The organism is Neomesorhizobium albiziae, assembly GCF_900114255.1.
Classification (GTDB): domain Bacteria; phylum Pseudomonadota; class Alphaproteobacteria; order Rhizobiales; family Rhizobiaceae; genus Neomesorhizobium; species Neomesorhizobium albiziae.
In genome coordinates this window covers 1-15,276 of sequence record NZ_FOSL01000034.1, presented here as the reverse complement: position 1 = coordinate 15,276, position 15,276 = coordinate 1, and the positions used below count along the sequence as shown (strand labels likewise).

Below are 15,276 nucleotides of genomic sequence, written 5' to 3'. Positions count from 1 at the left end.
GACCTTCCAAAGCAGAATTCTCTCTTTGAATGAAGCTCTGGTTGGCGAGGCACGGAATTCCTTTCGTCGAGGGCCTGCATCACCGTTCCTCCGGCTGGGACGGCAACCGCAGCCATTTTGCCATTCGTGAAAGCCGCGAATGCGTCATCAACGTGCCCACCATCGATCTGGCGGATCAGGTGGTTGCTATCGGCAACAGCCATGTCGAGCAGGGCGACAAATTCGCGGCGACAGATCTTACTCCCGGCAAATCCCAGCAGGTAAACGCGCCGCTTGCCGCCGAATGCTACGCCAATTTCGAGTGCCGTCTCTTCGACGGTCGCATGGTGGACGAGTACGGCTTCTTCATATGGGAGATCGTCAAAGCGCAGTGGCGCCCATAGATGCACCACGCACGCTCCACTATCGCGGTCAGGGAACCTTCATGGTAGCGGGAAAAGAGATCGATTGTCGAACGCGGTTCAGGCCTGAAAATTTGTAGATCGGGGCCTCCTGTCGGAGTTCCGTGCCCAACCGGCTCATCAACTGCGGCTCAAAGAAAAATGTTCGAACTCATGCAGCCCGAGCATTGATTTCAACGCCGCGCTTCCAGGCTGTAGCCGCCAGCTCCAAGAGCCACGACTTGCAGCAGGTCTCCGGCCATGGCGATGTTCTTGAAAAAATGAACGAACTCGTTGAGGTCGGCGAGATTGGTGTGGAAGCTCAAAGCCGTTGCGACGCTGAACAGTGCGAGACCGAGCGCCACCAGACGGGTCTGATAACCGACGATGAGGGCAATGCCGCCGAGGATCTCTCGATGACGGCTGTGCCATAGGCCAAAGGCGCGAAGGGCAGGCCGACCATTTGGATGTAGCCGATCGTGCCGGCGGATCGGCGAGCTTGCTGAAGCCGGAGAGCAGAAAAATCGCGCTGATCCTGCCCTGTTGAAGCAAGTCTGAGCAGGCTCAGTAGTTGCTCGCGGCGGCATCCGGCCGTGCATGAACCTGATCAGCCGGCGCGGTGACCTGCTTCGCGTCTTAAGCCGCAAACCTATGTCGGCTAGAGCATCGGCCAGGCACTCGAACACCGCTTGGTCGACATAAGCATCCCGCTCGACCCAATTCCGCCGAGCGCACAACCATCTCTGCGGTCGGCATGTAGTCGCCGCATGATGGGGCTTCGCGGGTGAACCTTCCAAGGTTTGGAACGCACGCATCGAGCACGGCGGCTCTACGATGCAACACCCTCTTACGGCAGTACACTCGAGCGAATTGCGTCACTTTTCATTAGATCGCGAGGTCTCAGAGCTTGGACACTTTCCGCAAGTGATTCACATGTTTGAAGGACACTGAGACCTATCATCTCGTTGTCCATTCGACTCAATGGCAACGCGTTCAACGTATCGTCAATTTCAATGCTATGGGTGGGATCAAGCTCTCCATGCATCCTTAGAGTTCGGAATGCAGATTCCGGGAGGCCGGAAGCGTCACGAATAGTGTCCACTTGCTCTTTCGTGGGAGGAAAAGCCTCTAGGACTGCAATGTACCCCATAAGCATAATAGGATGATGGTGATGTATCCAATAATACTGAGCGCCGGCTAGCTGTGCCACATCGGGTGGCGGAATAATGGACAAGACTTCCTTGGGATCCAGGCCAGCTGAAGCCAGGTCCTCCAGAGTCCAGTGATCGTGGTCGCGCTCTTCGTCTATGTGTCGGCGATAGTAGGGCGCCACTTCCCTGGCCAAGCGATCAATTGGCCCTAACTCCTCGCATCGCCGGAGTGCGCACTGCATCAAAGGCACCGACGCTCTCATGATTTGATGAAGTAAAATTAAATACGATGCCACCATCTCTCGATGTTTTGGATGGGTCCAAAGCTTTTCAAACGCCGAATTGAGGGGACCAGAGCAAATAAGTATTTTTGACCTAACAATCTCGCTATTTGTTCCATTTGAATGGATCGACATCTTCCGACCTCATTCTGACCGGCCGACAAAATTGTAAAGAGATTCTACAGATTTGCAACCGCGGTCAAGCCAAGCTCTTCGAGAAACGGCGGCGTCCGCGTTTAACGGGAAAAAGTTTGCAACTTGTAACTGCGGTAAGGGGATTGTCACAGTTGCAGGGGTCTAGACAATCCAAGATTCGACGTCTTAAACTCTATATTTGCGGTTTCATTCCACCCACGCGTGTAGGTGGAATATTTACTAGTCACAACGGCCTCGCAACTGCTGATGATGGAGCTGTACGAGGGGCGAATACTTTACAGAAGACCATTTGCAAATCGGGAAGTCCAGATAGGGAAGGGACCGCAATGGCCGATTTTCAATCGAACTTCGAGAGCCTCAAGAGCGCTGGCGTAATTCCGGACGTTCATGAGGATACGCTGCCGCAAAATGTACGCGACGTTATAGGCGGGTTAACGCCAGAAGAAATTAAGGTTCTTCAAAAACTAGCTGACAGCACCGGATCCCATCTTAGCCTGCAAAACAAGCAGTTCGCTTTTTCGGTGTGCGGTTTGTGAGTGCTGACGCCGGGACGTTCCGTTTAAGCCTGTACCCGCCAGCCAAAGGAGAGAGCTTCAAGAAGGTTTCTCGGCAAGTCGGAAGGATTTGCCCGGTCGACGAAATTCACTCGCTAGTTGAGCGAATTATCGATAGGGTACCGATAACCCGCGTGGCGGACATCACGCCGCTGGATTCCTCGGATGTACCTGTATTCGCCGCAATCTCGCCTCTCGCACGCGACTTGACCACCCATTTGGGCAAAGGGTTGGACAAGCGCTCTGCACGGGTAAGTGCGATCATGGAAGCGGTTGAAAGGGTATCGGCAGAACAGACCTCGCGTCCTTGTCGCCGCGCAACACATGAGGAGCTTCGCTGCGCGGGCGTCAACGTCGCTGATCCGCTTTGTTTCGACTTGTCACCCCGTACCACCTATCGCGCCAATTCTCATTTCGAATGGGTTGAAGGTTGGGATCTGATCGCCGCTCGACCAGTTTGGATATTGGCTGATCTCGCAAGGTCGCCTGCACAGGAAGGAGTGCTGGATCAAGTCGATACAAACGGATTGGCTGCCGGCGCTACATATGGAGAGGCGATCCGTCATGCGCTTTTGGAGGTGGTCGAACGCGACGCCGTAAGCCAGCATCAATTCTTCGAGCTCTATGGTGAAGAGGGCAGCATCGAACCTCAGAAGTTCAGGATTGATCCAAACTCGATCCCCGAATCCGCAAAAATACTTGTCGAACGCGCGGTTCAGATGGAACTCGAGGTGGTTCTTGAAGATCTGTGCAGCGACATAGGAGTTCCAGTTATTGCGTGCACTCTGATTGATTACGGGTTTCCAAGTGTACAGGGACCAACGATCCACATGTTCGCAGGCTGGGGTGCCGACCCGGTGGCGGAAGTGGCGGTCGGTCGAGCGATGACCGAGGCGTTCCAATCGCGCGCTGGTGTCATTCAAGGCGCCCGCGACTCATTCAACAGCGTGCCCCCAACAGCGCGGCCGTTTACGGCGTCGGTCAGACGACGCATTCTTGAGGCCGCGCCATTGGGTCATTTTTCCGTGAACGGCAGCCTGGAGACGGGCGAGATAGGGGAGGAGGTCGACCATGTGCTCGACGGTCTCCGATCTGTCGGAATCGATCAGGCGATCGTGATTGACATGGGACGCGCTGATCTGTGTGTGCCCGTGGTTAGAGTCAGGGTGCCCGGCCTTTCCGCCTTCGTCATGGACCGTCGGCGCTTGGGCTGGAGATGCGCCAGGCATCTCTTGTGACAACAACGCCGCCTCCCGTGGTCTTCGTAGGCCCCACTTTCCCGGCAGAAGATGTCCTATCCGTCCTGCCGAATGCCCTGATAAGGCCGCCCGTCCGTCGCGGAGATCTTTATCGTTATCGGATCCTGAAACACTCCATTTTCCTGGTAGTTGACGGAGACTTTGGCAATACACTGGCGATCTCCCCCCGCGAAGTCTTGGATGTTCTTGGTGACGGCGCGGTAGTCATAGGCGCATCAAGCATGGGGGCCCTGCGTGCCGCTGACTGTGCTCCAGGCGGTGCCCGGGGGATAGGAATCGTATACCGCCTCTATCAGCAACGTGCGATTTCGTCTGAAGACGAGGTTGCCGTCGTGTATCGCGAGGATCAGCCATTTCCACCACTGACCGAATCGCTCGTGAACATCCGAGTCGCGCTGCGCCGCGCCGTCCGGCGTGGACTGATTACAACTGGCGATGGCATGCGAATCGTTGCTGCGGCTGCATCGATGCACTACTCTGGCCGTACTTGGCGAGACGTGTTTGCAAGCGCCGGGGTCACTCCTTCAATGACGGCCCAGCACTTTCTCCAAGCGGTAGACGTCAAGCGGCGAGACGCGGATGTTGCGTTTCGGCGCGTTGCGGCTTGGTTGAGCCAAGACCGGCTGCGACCGGAAGCTCCAAAATATGGCCCGCAATTGTTCGGACTTTTGGAGGAAGGTAGGGAACGCTCGCCTGATCCACTCGACGGTGCCGACAGTGATGAAATCGCGGTGGACTTCATCAGGTGGCTCTTTGCTTCGGGTTACGCCCGCAGAACAAGCGTCATAGCCCCAAACCATTTCGAAAATGCCGCAGAGATTTGTGCGGATAATTTCCGCGTGACCGAGCTTTGGAAGGCTGTCAGTCGGTCGGCCGAGATTGATACGGCACTTGTCCGTTTCAACGTATTCCGTCGCGCAGTGTCGGAAGCGCGGCGATGTGCGCTTTCGCCCGAAGGACGGGATTTTGCGCTCGCAGGACTCGAATTGGCCAATGCTCACCGCGAGGCCAATTGGTTCGAGTTGGTCAATCGGTTCGAAAGAGGTTCGCCGTTTCGTCTGATGTTAAAAGAGCAACGTGATATGTTGGCGTTGGCGAAGTGCTTGCGGCGGAAACTATTCTCACTCGGGGGACAGCAGAGGGAGAAGATATTATGGCAACGCAAGTAGATAGCGGCAGGCGCTTGCCAAGTGAAAGTGTTTGCATGCTGTTTACCGATATTGAAGGCTCAACGAAACTTGTCGACGCCTACGGTGATGCATACCCCCAGTTGCTCTCGCGGCATAATGAGCTGCTGCGCGACGCCATCCACGCTTACGGTGGAGAGGAAGTAAATGCTGTCGGGGATCAGGTCTTCGCACTTTTTCCTGCATCCAGCCAAGGGCTTCAGGCTGCTATTGACGCCCAGTACGCGATTGACAAAGAAAAATGGGTCGAGGGTTGCAAGCTAAGAGTGCGCATGGGCCTACATGCGGGCAGGGTGCAGCGGCACGAAGCCGCTGTCATGGGGATAGAAGTACACCGCGCAGCAAGGATCAGTTCCGTGGCCCATGGCGGACAGATCGTGATTTCGCATGTTGTTCGTGACGACATCAGGAAGAGTTCACTTCGGCCAGGCGTCGAAATACGCGACCTCGGCTTTCATCGCCTAAAGGACCTGCGCTACCCAGAGGCGCTTTTCGACTTGGTCGTACCCGGTCTCTCCAGTGAGTTTGCACCGATTTCCTCGATCAGTGCAAACCGCACCAACCTCTCTTTCGAGCAAACAAGATTCTATGGCAGAGGGGAAGAATCCAGACAAATAAAGGATGCCATCCTCCAGAAACGCCATCGTCTGCTAACGCTCACCGGTGCCGGCGGATCCGGCAAGACGAGCCTGGCGCTCGTCGTCGGGAGAGATCTTGTCGATTCGTTCGCGCGAGGCGTGTTCCTGGTTCAACTTGGGCACGTGAACAGTCCTGATCTGATCGCCTCTGCAATCTGTCAGACACTCGGCATTCAGGAACTCGCTGGCATTTCCGCTGTCGAATCCATTCGCAATACGATTGGAGACGGCGAGGTACTATTGATCCTGGACACCTTCGAGCATGTCATTGCCGGTACACCTACTGTGACACAGCTTTTGAACAGCTGTCCCAATCTTTCAATCCTGGTGACAAGCCGCGAAGCACTCAATCTTCGAGCCGAAACGGAAATCGTCGTGGGACCCTTACCTGTTCCCAAGGAGGCTGCGGCGTTTGAGGAAATCGCAGGCAGCCCATCTGTCCAACTCTTCGTCAAGCTTGCTCAGCGTGAGCGCCCTGATTTCGAACTGACGGCCAAGCGCGCCGCCGAAATTGCCCGCATTTGCCAACGGCTTGACGGCTTGCCTTTGGCACTTGAACTTGCGGCCTCTCATGTAGGTGTACTGGAGCCCTCCGAGCTTGCGCAAAGGCTTGCCAGCAAGCTGCAGGACTTGAGGCACAAATCTCGGGATGTAGACCCGCGCCATCGTACCCTCCGGGCGACCATCGAATGGAGCGACAATCTTCTCACAGAAGAGCAGCGGCGCGCTTTTCGCGAACTGTCGGTTTTTGTGGGAGGGTTTGGTGTGGCGGAGGCAGAGTATATTGCCAATGAAAAATACGAAGAAGTTCTTGACCATATAGAATCCCTTCTCGCAAAGAGTCTTATTGTTCGGAGCACCGAGCTCGGCAGGCCGAGATTTTATCTTCTCGATACGATCCGTGAGTACGCAAATGAAGGCCTGAGGCGCTCTGATGACCACTTCGCGTGCCAGGAGCGTCACGCTCGGTATTACGCCGATCTAGCCGCAGCGGCAGCTCCCAATGTCCTAAGATACAATCAACGTGATTACGTCGAGAAGCTGTTCCAGGAGACCGGGAACATCCGTGCCGCTCTTCAATGGCTGGCAGAGCAACCAAGCGCCAGGGAGTCGGCAAGACTCCTTCGCTCGCTGAAATGGTTCTGGATATCGCGTGGCCAATTTTCCGAAGCCAAAAGGTGGATGGAATCAGCGCTGCTGCAGGTTCGTCGTCTCGATGAGCCGGAATCACTCGCTGCAGTTTTGGATACCGCAGGCTGGGTCAGCTACATGTCGGGCGATGCGGAAAGCGCGCAAGAATTTTCAGTCGAGAGCCATCAGCTGTTCCTGCAACTTGGCAGTCAAGCGGGGATTGCGAGTTCCGGGATCATCGCCGGCATCGCAAAGACAATTGCTGGTGAAACGGAAGATGGCCCAAAGCTCATCTTTGACTCTTTGGAACGCTTTAAAACACTTGGAGACAGCTATGGAACCGTGGTGGCGCTGATCGCCATCGGTGAAGGCGCACGCGCGGAAGGCGAAGAAGCGACGGCCGAGCAGCACTATGAGGAGGCTCTTCGCCTGCTGGAAGGTCTGGGAGATACGTACTGGCCGGGGCACCTGTTGCAAAACCTCGCACATTTCCGGCTTCACCAGGGAGATTGGAAAGCGGCCGCAAAGTTCGCTTCCGAGGCATTGGCCATCAGCGAACGGTACGACTACCCTATGGTCGTCAACCTGGCCATCGCCGCCATGAGCGGTGTTCTGTTGGCCAAGGGTGAAGCCACCAGCTCTGCCCGGCTGATCGGCGCGGTCGACGCGCGCCTGGGGAGGTTCGGGGCTCAATTCGAGCCCACTGACAATGCCGATTTTCAGAGAATCGTATCGATGGCCCGTGCAACGCTTGGCGACAAACGATTTTCGGCTGCAGCCGCTCGGGGCGCCACTGCATCTTGGGAGGACATTCTGAAAGTCGCCCGATCCTACCAATGAGAACTATTGGCTGCAAAACGGGCTTCGGTAGCGGACATGACCTCCCTCGTCACCTTCTGTGCGGACCTTGGATGGCGGTAGGCGGTGCAGGATTAGCGTTCTTGCGAGTCATCCCGCGTTTGCCTAGAGACACAGTGTTTCACGCCGCGGCAGTGCGCCGCTGAGGTGCTCCATTACTGTGCTGTTGAGGGAAACCGATACAAAATAATGCGTCCAGTTGGAATGATCTGGGAGAGATAATCGAAATCCCGGATATTTCCGGTTAACACGCTAGCACCCAATCTCCGTGCCTGCAGGAAGATTAGAGTATCGTTGACAAGGCGGCGCTCGTGGCCCTCGCCCTTCGCTAGCTTGCTCAACCGGAACAGCAAGCCGGCAACGATGCCGGCTTGCCCCCAGGTCGTTGCGTCGGGAGCATGAAGCCTATGCGCCGGTATGTCGTCTATCGTCTGCCGGATAATCTCCAAGACCGACTTCGTTGAAGCGTGAGTCGGATCAAGGCGGCCAAACGCGTGGGTTAGCTCGGAAAGACAGACAGCCGAATGGTGACATCTACGATAGGTGAGGAGCGTATCCACCGCTGCCGGCGATCGACCCTGCAGGACATCCAGATAGACGCTGGTGTCCAAGAATAACGGACCGCCAATCGCAGGCTCGTCGTCTGCCCAGGCCAAATCTTCATCGGCACGACGTTCAAGCGTTCCCGACCATTTCTGGGGCTTCAGTGATCGCAGGATCTCGCGAAGATCAAATCCCAAGATCGATATCCGCCGGAATGCTGCCTTTCCGGCCAACAAGACGGGCACCAAAGTCGTCTTCAAGGGCCAACCGCGACAATGCCAGTTCCAGCAGTTCGGTGTCGGATGTGACGTGAGCTCGCTTTTTCGCGGCGTCGATCAACTCCGATGGGACACGCCCTGACAGACGTGTATTCTTCGCGGCACCAAGAAGGCCAACAGCTCGCGCCTGCTCAAGCACAAGCTTGTTGCGAGTTAGCGCAACCCGCTCCTCATTCTCTTCAGCAGATCGGATTTGGGCAACCATGCTGGGCTCCTGTGTTGAACGTAACATAGATATCGTTCAACACAAAGGCAAGGCGTGTTTCTAGGGGGGCGGCCGAGCGTGCCCGGGCGCGTCGGAAAGCCCGGTCTCACTCCTGGCGACTGGATAAAAACTGGTGCAACCGTCTTAGATATCGGCATGAGACGTATTCAGATTGACTGCCCGGCTGTGCTGGCACGGCATCAGCCCTGAGGCGGCCTCCAGTCAGCCGATGGAATGACGTTGACCATCCACGGGACGCCGAACCTGTCGATCAGGGAACCGAAGCCGGGTGACCAGAAGGTCTCCCCGAACGGCATGACCGCCTTGCCGCCTTCAGACAGTCGATCGAACCAGCGCTGGGCCTCGGCCTTGTCCTCGGTGTGCAGGGTGACGTCGAAGCCGTTTTTGGGCTTGTCAATGTTGCGGGCCCACTCGACGTCCATGTCGGCACCCATCAGCGCTTGATCGCCAACATCGAGCCAGCAATGCATCAGCCAGGTCTTGTACTTCTCATCGGTGATCGGCATGCCCGGAGGCGCATCGCCATAGGGTATGGCTGCTGTGATCTTTCCGCCCAGGACTTTGGCATAGAACTCGAACGCCTCGCGGCACTGGCCCCGGAAACTCACACTGGTCACGATCTTCAAGGTCGCCTCCTCTTTGTCGTCGAAGTCGGTGCGGTGCGTGCGAAATGCGACACGCCAACGATCGATCTGCCTTGGGCCATTCCTCTCGTGGGACGACCGAGCGATGCGGCATCCTATCCTCCACGATTGACGATCCCTCATTTACGTTGATATCAACGTAAAGATTCCATGCATGTCAACCTTTCAGATGCATCCGTCTGCCGATCTTACCTTCGAAACCACACGTCTGGTGCGTGATACCTGCCTGTGCCTGCATGCGCAGAGGGCGGCGCGTGCGCTTGCACGCCGTTTCGATATCGCGCTGAAGCCCGCCGGTATCACCAGCGGGCAATTCTCTCTCCTCATGTCGCTCAATCGGCCTGAGCCGCCGAACCTCGGCGGTGTGGCGGCGTTGCTGGCGATGGACAGGACGACCTTGACTGCCAATCTCAAGCCACTGGAGCATCGCCGCCTCGTCGAGACAGCAACCGATCCGACGGACGGGCGCGCCAGACTGCTGCGGCTGACGCCAGCCGGCCGGGCGGTTCTGGCGGAGGCGGTGCCGATCTGGCGCCATCTCCATGCTGAGATCGAAACGGCGCTGTCAGTCCCGGATCATCTGCGCTCCGAACTGAACTTCCTTTCGAGATCTGACAGTTAGGACCGCGTCGCCGGGTAGTGCCAGGAAGCTCTCTGCCTGCAACAATTCTTTGGGTGCCATCAATCGCAGCAACGCACCAGCAAGCTGGCTTGCGGCGCCCGTACCTTCAAGCGTCGATGGCGTCCGAAAGGCCCAGCCAGCAAAATCCTGCTCTTTATCCACCCGCGATATGGCCGCCACCAAAGTCACCTCGCGTCGCGAGCGCCAGAAGGTCTTGATGCTATTTGCCCACCTCAAGCGCGTTTTGGGGCTGGATCGGCTGCGGCTACAAGACCGAACGGTGCCCGAGACGAGGCAACAGCAATCCTGAACTGCATGAACCCGTCACTGTTGCTCGTGAGATGATTGGATGAACCACCGAGGTGTCGAAATTTGCTCAACGCGGGCATCGGGTGGCTGCAACGTTGACCCTACTGGACATTCGCTGCCGATGAGAACTCGCCGGGCAGACGCTGATCAGACATTCGATCGACGATAGTCCGAAGACGACGCTCGAAGACCCCTGGAGTTCTTTCCAATAGAGTAGCCAAAATGCGTGGAGAAAGCCCTGCTGAGCACCGATGGCCCCGAGAATCCGGTGCGCAGTGCGATATCGCCCTGCGTCAGGTTGGTGTTGGCGGCGAGATCACGAGCGCGGGCCAAGCGCAGGAACTGGTAATATTTTCCAGGCGGAAGTCCGACTTCATCAAGGAACAGTCGGTTCAGGGTGCGCAGAGAGACATTCACAAAAGCGGCGATTTGGTGAAGCCTCTCTGGCGCCTCGATCGTTTCAATCATGCGCACAATCGCATTGCGCAATTGCGGAGAGCCTTTGGCCATCAGCCGCCCGGATCCATGACTGCTGGCGACCAAACGCTCGGCGTCGTGCACGAACAAGGCCGAAACATCGAAGGCAATGGCTGCGCCAAAGCGACCTTTGATCATCTCCAGCATTAGATCAAGTGTCGTCGAGGCACTGCCACAGGTCCAGAACCGTCCGGACATGACAAAGCGGCTGTGAGATACGGCAATGTCCGGGAAACTTTCTTCAAATTCCGCCAGCGCCTGCCAGTGCAAGGTGGCCGCGCTTCCGCCCAACAGTCCAGCCTTACCGAGGAGCCAGGGAGCTGTATCCGCCGCAATGATCGTATCTGCCCGCCTGGCAAGCATTTGAAGCTTCTGCGAAGTGGCCGAAACCGCCTGTTCGCGGAACCCGTATCCCGCAACCACGACCAGAAGATCGGAACGGGACGCATTTTGCAGCGGCAGATCGGGTGCGATCTTTAGACCGCTGGAGCTTACGGCACTTTCGTTTGTCAAGGTCAAGATCTGCCAACTCACCCCACCGATCAGATCGTGGACCGCACGAAGGGGCTCCAGCGCACACGCCAGAACCATGTTGGAAAACCCGTCGCAAAGAAGAAATGTGGCGAAAAACTCTTCGTTTGGCATGATGCGCAAATTTCCTGGCAATATCGGCACGATGTCAATGCGGATTTTGCCATAGCCTTCTCAGATATAGAATGCAGATAGAGGAGGTGATCGCATGACCCTACAGGCGTCAGTTACAGGGCAGGTGCGCGCGCGGCCTGGCCGACAATGGTTCGCGCTTTCTCACGCTTTGATCCTATTCCTGCTTTTGCCGGTAATGCTCGCCGGCTGCTCGGATGAAGAGCAGACTGGAACCACAAAACCTTACGCACAAGCTGAAGCCAAGCCCGGTGCCGACGTAAAGGTCACTGCTGCCCGAGCCAACTGGGACACGGGCTACTTCGAAGCTGAGATCGTCTCCGCGTTGCTGCGTGAACTTGGCTACGAAGTAACGCCACCTGCCGAACGCGAGATGAGCCCCGACGTATTCTATCCGGCTGTAGCGTCCCGTCTCGTCGATTTCTGGGCGAACGGCTGGTTTCCGTTGCATGAAGCCAAGCTGAAGACCGCGCTGCCAACGCGAGGCATCGTTGGCGACTTGGCCGGTCCTGTCGGCAGGATTGTGCCTGACGGGGCATTGCTCGGCTATCTCGTCGACAAGCCGGCCGCCGACCAGCACAGCATTGTCTCGATGAGCGATCTGAAGCGCCCTGAAGTCGCAGCCCTCTTCGATCGCGACGCAAACGGCAAGGCGGATCTCATCGGTTGCAGCCGGGGCTGGGTGTGCGCCAAATTCATCGACGAACAGATAGAGGCTCAGGGCTGGCTGGTTGAGCAGGTTCAAGGCGATTACGCGACCTTATTCGACGACATTGTCGCCCGGGTCAAACAGGGCCAGCCTGTTCTGTATGCCACTTGGACCCCGAGCTACATGGTCGCCGAGCTGGTCCCCGGCAAGGACGTCACCTGGTTGCAGGCGCCCAGCCCTGCTGGCGTCGACACCAAGGTTGCCGGCGTAGAGGGTTGCGCGAGCGATCCTTGCGAAACCGGCTTCGTTGCCAGCAGCATCCGGATCGTCGCCAACAATGAGTTCCTGAAGCAGAATCCGGCCGCGGGCCGTCTGCTGGAACTCGTCAAGATCAATCCCCGGGACATCTTCGATCAGAACCTGAAGATGCGGCGCGGCGAGAACACCGCAGCAGATATCGAAAGGCACGCAATACAGTGGATCGAGGCAAATAAGGCCGAGGTCGATCGTTGGCTCGGCGAAGCGCGCTCGGCAACGACAAGCAATTAGGAGGTTCATCATGAGCAATGCGGACAAGGCCGTCCCCGGCGTCGGCGTCGACGAAACCGAAGGCGGCTTATGGGAAAGAGTTGACTTGGCCGTGTTTATTCCGGCCGCGGCCATCACTGTGATATTCCTGATTTGGGGAATTGTATCGCACCAGAGTCTGGCCGCCGTCACCGGCGCAATCATGAGTTTCCTCGTCGGCGACATCGGCTGGGTATATGTAACGGCCGTTTGCGGCTTCGTCGGGATCTGCGTCTTCCTGATGTTCAGCCGGTACGGTCACATACGGCTTGGCAAGGACGACGACAGACCCGAGTTCAACACCATTTCCTGGATATCGATGATGTTTGCCGCGGGAATGGGAATCGGTCTCCTGTTCTACGGCGTGGCCGAACCGATCTCGCACTTCTCGGCGCCGCCACCTGGAATGGCTGACGCCAAGAGCGAGCAGGCAGCCCGCATTGCCATGCAGTACACATTCCTGCATTGGGGCGTCACCGGCTGGGCGATCTACGCCATCGCCGGCTTGGCGCTGGCCTATTTTGGATACCGGCACGGCGGACGCAATCTGGTAAGCACCGCATGCCGTCCGATCCTCGGTGATCGCGTCGACGGCTGGCTTGGCAAGTCGCTCGATGCGGCCGCGGTGCTCGCGACGCTATTCGGACTCATTCCTTCGTTGGGGATGGGCGCGCTGCAGGTCAATGGCGCGATGGAATTCGTCTGGGGCATTCCAAACTCCACAACCGTGCAAATGATCTTTATCGCGGTCGTCACGGTGATGTTCGTGCTCTCCGCCACCACCGGTGTCGGGAAAGGCGTGCAGTTCCTTGCCAATCTGAGCATGATAGTCGCGATAATGATTGCGCTCTACGTCATCGCCGTCGGCCCGACCCGCTACATCTTCAGCAGCCTGATCGAAAGTGTTGGGCTCTACGTCTACAATTTCTGGCCGATGATGTTTCGCACCGGCACGTTCAGCCAGGATCAGTGGGTGCAAAGCTGGACGGTTTTCTACTGGGCGTGGTGGGTCTCATGGGCTCCTTTCGTCGGTACGTTCATTGCCCGCATCTCAAAGGGGCGGACAATCCGCGAGTTCGTGCTGGGCGTTCTGCTTCTGCCTGCGGCAGTCAGCATGATCTGGTTCGTGATCTTTGGCGGAACTGCGATCAATCTCGCTTTGACCGAAGGCATCGGAATCGTCGAAGCGGTCGAAGCAAGCCAGGCTTCGGCGCTGTTCGCGCTGCTCGATCAGTTCCCGTTCGCCGGCGTCGTCAGCACTGCCGTGATGCTGCTTATTGTGTTGTGGTTCGTCAGCGGCGCCGACGCCGGTGCCGTCGTCATGGGCATCCTGTGTTCGCGCGGATCGGCAAATCCGCCTCGCTTGATCACGGCATTCTGGGGTGTCACCGCCGCTGTCGCGGCTGCGATGCTGTTGCTGGCCGGCGGCCTGACTGCGTTGCAGCAGACGATGGTCGTGATGTCAGCGCCGTTCATGCTCGTGATGGTGATCTTGACATTGGGCCTGCTGAAGCAGCTCCGCGCAGAACCGTTGGCCCCGATTGTGAGCCATGAAACGCAAGTCGTTCCAGCTCCACCCACCCACAATCTCGACGCCGCCAGCGCTCGGGTTCCCGCGGCAGCGCCGATAACTGGTTGAAGGACTGCGGTACTCGGAGTTTCCGATCAGCTCATCGGCTACTATCTATCCCACGTGTCCTCCGGGGCAGATCGCCAGTCTGCCCCGGTCCGGGAACGTCGGCAATGAGACCGACTTGCGGCGTAGCGCATTCGAACCCCGAAATTCCGGAACGGTTAGGAAGTGCCCTTGGTCAACGTCTTTAAGAGGTGACGGAGATAGACCTCTGTTTTTCAGCCCTGACTAAGAATTCAGGGGCTTCCTGTGGCGCCCACGCGCTTCCTGGCAGGCTTTTTCCTGTTGCGCAGCCTCCTGCTCTCTTCGCTCCAACCATTTTTCAGCCCTGATGCCAGTCGCCCAGTGTCAGAGTTTTTCTTGCTGCAGCGTAGCCGTCGGTATTGCGATCCAGTGAGTGCCTCTCTTCAGGTTCTCACCGATCACCATAGTAAGCCACACGGAATCCATCGACTTTTCGATTCCTTCCTGGTGGAAAGGTCAGTCTTTTTCATCTTGGCCAGGCGCTCGACCAGCTCGATGCGAGCGCGGGTCGTATTCAAGGTCAGGAAGATGATGATTGCGGTCTCTTTATCGACCTTGGCGAGCCCGGCGATCAGATAGATGAGCAGGCTCTCCGTGTTTGTCCAGGTATAGTTGAGCTGGCCCACGACCAGCAGCACGTCCTGTAGACGGGTCATTCGGCAGCCTCAGGAAAGCGGTAACGCCAGGTATGATGGCTGCGCCAAAATCCGCCCGAACGAGGGCGACGCTTTGCGCTGTGCATGGAAGAGAGCCGCAGCCTGCGTGCGGTTGTGGGTGCCGAGTTTGGTGTTGATGTTGTGGAGATGAATCTTCACCGTGAACTCCGACAGTCCCAGCGAAGCCGCGATAGCCTTGTTCTGCAGCCCATTGGCCACAAGGGCAAGCACCTGGAACTCGCGCTCGGTAAGCTCGCTCATCTGCTCATCCTGATTGGTGACGCTATAGTCGATGACGCGCTCGGAATGCTGAGGCTCGGGATGGGTGCGCGAGCGGTCGCCGTCGAACAACGCGAGAGGATAATATTCGCCGCCCACCAGCAGCAAGCG

Annotated in this window: 14 protein-coding genes and 2 pseudogenes; 8 read left to right on the top strand and 8 right to left on the bottom strand. The window is 57.4% G+C overall.

Going from position 1 to position 15,276, the window contains the following annotated elements:
• Window positions 1-29 precede the first annotated feature (29 nt).
• On the top strand, window positions 30-383 hold the full coding sequence (locus F3H98_RS27670) for a flavin reductase family protein (protein WP_149763833.1): 354 nt from the start codon (window positions 30-32) through the stop codon (window positions 381-383).
• Between the two features lie 191 nt (window positions 384-574).
• Here F3H98_RS27670 and F3H98_RS27665 read toward each other — a convergent pair.
• Both F3H98_RS27665 and F3H98_RS27660 read right to left on the bottom strand, forming a co-directional pair.
• A pseudogene (locus F3H98_RS27665) lies at window positions 575-932 on the bottom strand (DoxX family protein).
• Window positions 933-1,227: 295 nt separating this feature from the next.
• The gene (locus F3H98_RS27660; RefSeq protein ID WP_244621945.1) at window positions 1,228-1,773 is read right to left on the bottom strand and encodes an iron-containing redox enzyme family protein; all 546 of its coding nucleotides are present in this window, start codon (window positions 1,771-1,773) and stop codon (window positions 1,228-1,230) included.
• A 521-nt stretch (window positions 1,774-2,294) separates the two neighbouring features.
• Here F3H98_RS27660 and F3H98_RS27655 point away from each other — a divergent pair.
• The 4 genes from F3H98_RS27655 (at window position 2,295) to F3H98_RS27640 (ending at window position 7,577) form a co-directional block, all read left to right on the top strand.
• Window positions 2,295-2,504, top strand: a complete 210-nt coding sequence (locus tag F3H98_RS27655) for a hypothetical protein (RefSeq protein ID WP_149763831.1) — start codon at window positions 2,295-2,297, stop codon at window positions 2,502-2,504.
• An 86-nt stretch (window positions 2,505-2,590) separates the two neighbouring features.
• The gene (locus tag F3H98_RS27650) at window positions 2,591-3,760 is read left to right on the top strand and encodes a YcaO-like family protein (RefSeq protein WP_342211639.1); all 1,170 of its coding nucleotides are present in this window, start codon (window positions 2,591-2,593) and stop codon (window positions 3,758-3,760) included.
• A complete protein-coding gene (locus F3H98_RS27645) occupies window positions 3,739-4,950 on the top strand; it encodes a TfuA-like protein (protein WP_149763829.1) in 1,212 nt (403 codons plus the stop codon). The genes F3H98_RS27650 and F3H98_RS27645 overlap by 22 nt, the downstream gene beginning before the upstream one ends.
• The gene (locus F3H98_RS27640) at window positions 4,935-7,577 is read left to right on the top strand and encodes an adenylate/guanylate cyclase domain-containing protein (protein WP_244621939.1); all 2,643 of its coding nucleotides are present in this window, start codon (window positions 4,935-4,937) and stop codon (window positions 7,575-7,577) included. Before F3H98_RS27645 ends, F3H98_RS27640 begins: the two co-directional genes overlap by 16 nt.
• A gap of 173 nt (window positions 7,578-7,750) precedes the next feature.
• Here the strand turns inward: F3H98_RS27640 and F3H98_RS27635 are convergent, their stop codons facing one another.
• The 3 genes from F3H98_RS27635 to F3H98_RS27620 form a co-directional block, all read right to left on the bottom strand.
• Window positions 7,751-8,335: a type II toxin-antitoxin system VapC family toxin gene (locus F3H98_RS27635; RefSeq protein WP_149763827.1), complete on the bottom strand. Its 585-nt coding sequence runs from the start codon at window positions 8,333-8,335 to the stop codon at window positions 7,751-7,753.
• On the bottom strand, window positions 8,325-8,621 hold the full coding sequence (locus F3H98_RS27630; protein WP_149763825.1) for a hypothetical protein: 297 nt from the start codon (window positions 8,619-8,621) through the stop codon (window positions 8,325-8,327). The genes F3H98_RS27635 and F3H98_RS27630 overlap by 11 nt, the downstream gene beginning before the upstream one ends.
• A 200-nt stretch (window positions 8,622-8,821) precedes the next feature.
• Window positions 8,822-9,268, bottom strand: coding sequence for a VOC family protein (locus F3H98_RS27620; protein WP_149763821.1), 447 nt, complete (start codon window positions 9,266-9,268; stop codon window positions 8,822-8,824).
• A gap of 172 nt (window positions 9,269-9,440) precedes the next feature.
• Between F3H98_RS27620 and F3H98_RS27615 the strand changes: the two genes are divergently transcribed.
• Window positions 9,441-9,908: a MarR family winged helix-turn-helix transcriptional regulator gene (locus F3H98_RS27615; RefSeq protein ID WP_425294887.1), complete on the top strand. Its 468-nt coding sequence runs from the start codon at window positions 9,441-9,443 to the stop codon at window positions 9,906-9,908.
• Between the two features lie 456 nt (window positions 9,909-10,364).
• Here F3H98_RS27615 and F3H98_RS27605 read toward each other — a convergent pair whose 3' ends face one another.
• Window positions 10,365-11,339 (bottom strand): GlxA family transcriptional regulator, encoded by a 975-nt coding sequence (locus F3H98_RS27605; protein ID WP_149763819.1) that lies wholly within the window; start codon window positions 11,337-11,339, stop codon window positions 10,365-10,367.
• Between the two features lie 94 nt (window positions 11,340-11,433).
• On the opposite strand from F3H98_RS27605, the gene proX reads away from it, so the two are divergent.
• Both proX and F3H98_RS27595 read left to right on the top strand, forming a co-directional pair.
• A complete protein-coding gene (gene proX / locus F3H98_RS27600; RefSeq protein WP_149763817.1) occupies window positions 11,434-12,555 on the top strand; it encodes a glycine betaine/L-proline ABC transporter substrate-binding protein ProX in 1,122 nt (373 codons plus the stop codon).
• Between the two features lie 10 nt (window positions 12,556-12,565).
• On the top strand, window positions 12,566-14,212 hold the full coding sequence (locus tag F3H98_RS27595; protein ID WP_149763815.1) for a BCCT family transporter: 1,647 nt from the start codon (window positions 12,566-12,568) through the stop codon (window positions 14,210-14,212).
• A 455-nt stretch (window positions 14,213-14,667) separates the two neighbouring features.
• Here F3H98_RS27595 and F3H98_RS27590 read toward each other — a convergent pair.
• Window positions 14,668-14,886, bottom strand: a pseudogene (locus F3H98_RS27590) (hypothetical protein); the annotation flags it as partial.
• A 9-nt stretch (window positions 14,887-14,895) separates the two neighbouring features.
• The coding region (locus F3H98_RS27585; protein ID WP_149763813.1) for a helix-turn-helix domain-containing protein at window positions 14,896-15,276 on the bottom strand (381 nt) is incomplete at its 5' end.